This is a genomic window from Algibacter sp., from assembly GCF_049667265.1.
GTDB lineage: Bacteria > Bacteroidota > Bacteroidia > Flavobacteriales > Flavobacteriaceae > Algibacter_B.
On the sequence record NZ_JBATHX010000222.1, the window covers coordinates 1 to 5,435 of the forward strand.

Sequence of the window (5,435 nt, forward strand, 5' to 3'; positions counted from 1 at the left end):
TTATTCGAGAATTGATTGAATTTCATCCAGAAAGTAGACAAACCAATTTAGCCGAAGCTTTAAAATTCATGCAAAACGTGATGAAAAAAAAGGCTATTGTATTTGTGTTGTCTGATTTTATTGCAGATGATTATCACCAAACCATGAAAATTGTGTCAGGAAAACACGATGTTACGGGCATTAGAGTCTATGATAAACGAGAGGAAAACATTCCAAATTTAGGGATGGTACAAATGCAAGATGAAGAAACAGGTGAATTAATGCTTGTAAATACTGCTTCAAAAAAAGTGCGTCTTAATTATGGAAAATTCTTTAATCAAAAGGTAGATTATTACAAAGAAAGCTTTACAAAATCGGGTGCAGGAGCCATTGATTGCCGCGTTGATGAAAGCTATGTGAAAAAGCTTTTAGGCTATTTTAAACGAAGAGGATAATGAGCACGAAGTGCGAAGTTTGCAGTATGAAGACATTATTTATGAAGAAAGAATTTAATTTAAGGTTTATTGAAAAGAGTGAGAAGGCTTCGAGCTTCAAGCTTCAAGCTTCAAGCTTATTTTTTATGCTTCTTTCTTTCTTCTCATTTTCCCAAGTAACATCAACCATCGATTCAACTTCCATTAAAATTGGTGAGCAAATAACATATTATGTTCAGGTTGAAGCAGACACAACAGATTTGGTAGTTTTTCCTGAAGGACAAACATTTTCGCCATTGGAAATGATTGAATCCTACGCTATTGATACCCTTAAGGAAAGCAATAAATACAACCTGATTAAAAAATATGGATTAACACAATTCGATTCAGGAGCATACACAATTCCGAGGCAAAAAATCATAATAGGTGATAAAACCTTTTTTACCGATTCATTAAAAGTTGAGGTAAATAATGTTGTGGTAGATACTACAAAAGGTTTATTTGATATAAAACCTATAATTGGTGTTAACAAAAGCGGAAGCGATTGGTGGAAATATCTTATAATCACGATGCTAATTATCGGAGCTTTGGCATTCTTGTTATACTGGTTTATTTGGAGAAAAAAACCACTTTCTGAAGATGAGAAAATAGCCTTATTACCACCTTACGATAGAGCAAAATTAGCATTAAAAAATTTAGATGACAGTCATTTCTTAGAAAATGAAAATTTAAAGGGCTACTATTCGGAATTGACCTTTATCATCAGAAAATATCTTGATGAAAAGGTTTATGATAGAGCATTAGAAAGCACCACAGACGAGTTAATTACAAGATTGAACATTCTTAAAGAAGGCAATCAAGTCGATTTGAGTAAGGAAGATATTAAAAACTTAGAAAGCATTTTAAAACGTGCAGATTTAGTAAAATTCGCAAAATCTGCTCCAGATGTTGCCTTGGCAAAAATAGATAGAGAAACCATTGATGTTGAAATAGACCGTGTTAAGGAAGCTTTACCAGAACCTACGGAAGAAGAAAAGCTTTTAGATGAAAAATATAGAGAAGAACAAGAACTGAAAAAGAAACGCAAAAAGATTTGGCTAACCATTGGAATAAGTATCTTTTTATTGCTTGCGACGCTAACAGGATTGTCTATTAAATATGGTTTTGATATCGTAAAAGACACGATAATTGGTCATGATAGTAAAGAGCTTTTAGAAGGTGATTGGGTGCTTAGTGAATATGGATTTCCTCCAGTAACTATAACCACACCGAAAGTATTAAAACGATTTGATTTGCCTGTTCCAGAAGAAATGAAGGCGCAAATAGGTATCACATCTTTCATGTATGGTTCTTTATTAGATCCATTCAGCATCATGGTAAATACTACAACCTACAAGAATTTAGGAGATAATAAAATAGATCTTCAACAAACCTCTGAAGGGAGTATAAAAGGAATGGAGCAACAGGGAGCACAAGATATTGTTGTTTTAAGAGATAAGTTTACCACACCAAACGGCGCAGAAGGATTAAAAACATACGGTACATTAAAAGCGAAAAATCCTTTAACTCAAAAAATTCAAGAAGGTAATTATGTGTTATTACAATTTGTTTCAGAAAACATATTGCAGCAAATTATTATTACATCTCCAAGAAATGATGCTTATGCAGATCAAATTGTAGATCGTATTTTAAATTCAGTTGAACTTAAACCAGCGGAAAAATAATGTTAGAAGGCATTGAATTTGTAAATAAAGAATTTTTCTGGTTGCTATTAGCACTTCCATTGGCTGTGCTTTGGTATGTTTTTAAGCATAAAAAACAAACTGCCGAACTTAAAATATCAAGTTTAAAAGGTTTTAAAAACACTAATTCATGGTTGCCTAAACTAAAACATTTATTGTTTGCGTTCCGGTTACTAGCATTGGCGCTTTTAATTATGGCATTAGCCAGACCACAATCGGTTGATGTGTCAACAAAAACGAAAACAACAAGAGGTATTGATATTGTAATGGCTATTGATGTTTCGGCAAGTATGTTGGCTAAAGATTTAGCACCAAATAGATTAGAAGCCTTAAAAAAGGTTGCTGCGGAATTTATTAAAGGCAGACCAAACGATAGAATTGGTTTAGTGGAATATGCTGGAGAAAGCTATACAAAAACACCAATTACAAGTGACAAAGCAATTGTGCTTCGCTCGTTAAAAAGTATTCAGTACAATACTATTATTGAAGGCGGAACCGCAATTGGCATGGGTTTAGCTACTTCGGTAAACCGATTAAAAGACAGCAAAGCAGCAAGTAAAGTAATTATTTTATTGACAGATGGTGTGAATAATTCTGGGTTTATAGATCCAAAAATAGCAAGTGAATTGGCCGTTGAGTATGGTATAAAAGTTTACACGATAGGTTTGGGGACAAACGGAATGGCATTATCGCCAGTTGCTATTTTACCAAACGGCAGCTTTCAATATGGGCGCATTCAAGTGGAGATTGATGAAACCTTACTTAAAGAAATTGCAGAGGTTACTGGAGGTGAGTATTTTAGAGCAACCAATAATAAAAAGCTCGAGGAAATTTATGCCGAAATTAACAAACTTGAAAAAACAGAAATAGAAGAATTTAAATATTATAATTACGAAGAAAAGTATAGACCATTAGTGATTTTAGCAGGATTGTTATTGCTTATAGAATTACTATTGCGATATACCGTTTTCAGGAGTTTTGTATAAGAAGTTTTATCATTTCCGCGAAGGCGGAAATCTTAAAAGAAAAATATTAGTGAAATCGTGGCAAATCAACTAAACAAATCCACGACGAACAACTAAACAAAAAAGATGTTTCTATTAGAAGAAAAAATATGGTTTTGGGCGTTAGGCATTATTCCAGTAATAATCCTACTCTTTTTGGTGCTTCAGTTTTGGAGGTATAGAACCCAAAAAAAGTTTGCAGATGCCGCATTACTTAAAAGGTTGAGTCCAAATCAGTCTTTGTTTAAATCAATTTTGAAAATCATTGTTTTAAGCTTAGCATTCTTTTGTTTGACTATAGCTTTAGTCAACCCTAAAATTGGGACAAAACTTGAAACCGTTAAAAGAGAAGGTGTCGATATTGTTTTTGCCGTTGATGTTTCTAAAAGTATGTTGGCAGAAGATATTGCTCCAAACCGATTAGAGAAATCAAAACAATTAGTCACTCAAATCATAAATAATTTGGCGAGTGATAGGGTTGGAATTATTGCTTACGCAGGAAAAGCATTTCCGCAATTACCAATCACTACAGATTATGCATCGGCCAAAATGTTTTTAAATAATATGAATACCGATATGCTTTCCTCCCAAGGAACAGCAATTAATGAAGCGATAAAATTGGCTAAAACGTATTTTGATAATGAAGAGCAAACCAATCGGGTTCTTATCATAATTTCAGATGGTGAAGACCATAGCGAACAGGCTGCAGCCGTTGCAGAAGAGGCAAGTGAAGAAGGTATTAGAATTTTTACCATTGGTGTAGGCGATATAAAAGGAGGTCCAATTCCAGAAAAGCGAAATGGCATAGTTTTAAACTATAAGAAAGATAATCAAGGTGAAACCGTCATTACAAAATTAAACGAAGAAACACTTAAGAACATAGCCGCTGAGGCTAACGGCGCTTATATTAATGGAAAAAACACGAATGATGTTGTTGAACAGATTCGTGACATTTTAAACACCATGGATAAAACCGAATTTGAAGCTAAAGAATTTGCCGATTTTAAAGATCAGTTTCAATGGTTTTTAGGTTTCGGAATTTTCTTTTTATTGATAGATATTTTATTGTTAGAAAGAAAAACAGCATGGCTGAAAAAGTTGAATTTATTTAATGAGAACTTGTAATTGAAACGAAATGTCACCTTGAGGACAGTCGAAAGGTCTCAATTTTATAAATTTTTTAACGTCAAAAACAATCAAGGTTTTTTAATTTAGAAATAAAAATGAAACACATAATAGTAATCTTATTAACCCTAACTTCGGTATTTTCGTTTTCCCAAGAAGAAAATAAGGCGTTGTTATTAGCGGCAAAAAAAGCCAATAATTTTGTGTATGAGGGCAACGAGCTAATTGAAGGTGAAGATTTTGTTTCGGCTGAAATGGCTTATAGAAAAGCAATTTCTGAACAACCAAATAATAGCGTTGGGGCATTTAATTTAGGAACGTCATATATTAAAAATGGTGATTTAGAGGAAGCTATTTATCGTCTTCAGGAAGCCACTAAAATAGCCACATCAAAATCTGAAAAACACAAGGCATTTCATAATATTGGAAACATTTTAATGCAAAATGAAAAATGTAGGGAAGCTGTTGAGGCATATAAAAATGCATTAAGAAATGACCCTACCGATGATGAAACACGATACAATTTGGGTGTAGCAAAAGTTTGTGCTGAAGAACAACAAAAACAAGACGACCAAAATAAGGACGATAAGGAAGACAAGGACGAAAATCAAAAAGACGAAAAGGATAAGAAAGACGATCAAGAAAATAAAGATAAAGAGGGAGAGGATCAAGAAGATAAAAAGGACGAGGGCGACAAGGACAAAGAGGAAGGCGAAGATAAAAAAGATGAAGAAGGAAAGCCTAAAGATGAGAACAAGGATAAAGAAGATGAAGGAAAAGGCGACAAAGAAAAAGAAGAACAAAAACAACCGCAGCCACAACCAGGACAATTATCGCCTCAGCAAATAAAAAATTTGTTAGAAGCTATGAATAATCAAGAACAAAAAGTTCAAGAAAAAATGAACGCTGAAAAACAAAAAGGAGTAAAAATAAAAACCGAAAAAGATTGGTAAAACGAATTAAGATGAACGAGTTACGAATGTTGATTTAATAAAAATTTACAATCGTAAATCTAAAATCGTAAATCTAAAAATGATAATAACAAAACACATTACTATAGTTTTATTCATGCTCACAACATGTTTTGCTACTGCTCAAGTAAATTTTGATGCCAAGGTTAGTAAAAACAAACTAGGTGTAAATGAGCGCTT

4 protein-coding genes and 1 pseudogene are annotated in these 5,435 nt (G+C 33.2%); all 5 read left to right on the forward strand.

Translation table 11 applies throughout. The features are described from left to right. Positions 1–434 (forward strand): annotated as a pseudogene (locus tag WBN21_RS08265) (DUF58 domain-containing protein); the annotation flags it as partial. 125 nt (positions 435–559) lie between these two features. Beyond that, complete coding sequence (locus tag WBN21_RS08270) at positions 560–2,137, forward strand: hypothetical protein (RefSeq protein ID WP_424199238.1); 1,578 nt, start codon at positions 560–562, stop codon at positions 2,135–2,137. Next, positions 2,137–3,141 carry a vWA domain-containing protein gene (locus tag WBN21_RS08275; protein ID WP_424199232.1) on the forward strand — a complete coding sequence of 335 codons (1,005 nt, stop codon included), beginning with the start codon at positions 2,137–2,139 and terminating at the stop codon, positions 3,139–3,141. The genes WBN21_RS08270 and WBN21_RS08275 overlap by 1 nt, the downstream gene beginning before the upstream one ends. Before the next feature lie 105 nt (positions 3,142–3,246). Continuing rightward, positions 3,247–4,284, forward strand: a complete 1,038-nt coding sequence (locus tag WBN21_RS08280) for a vWA domain-containing protein (protein WP_424199234.1) — start codon at positions 3,247–3,249, stop codon at positions 4,282–4,284. Between the two features lie 98 nt (positions 4,285–4,382). Then, the gene (locus tag WBN21_RS08285; RefSeq protein ID WP_424199236.1) at positions 4,383–5,237 is read left to right on the forward strand and encodes a tetratricopeptide repeat protein; all 855 of its coding nucleotides are present in this window, start codon (positions 4,383–4,385) and stop codon (positions 5,235–5,237) included. Positions 5,238–5,435: the final 198 nt, after the last annotated feature.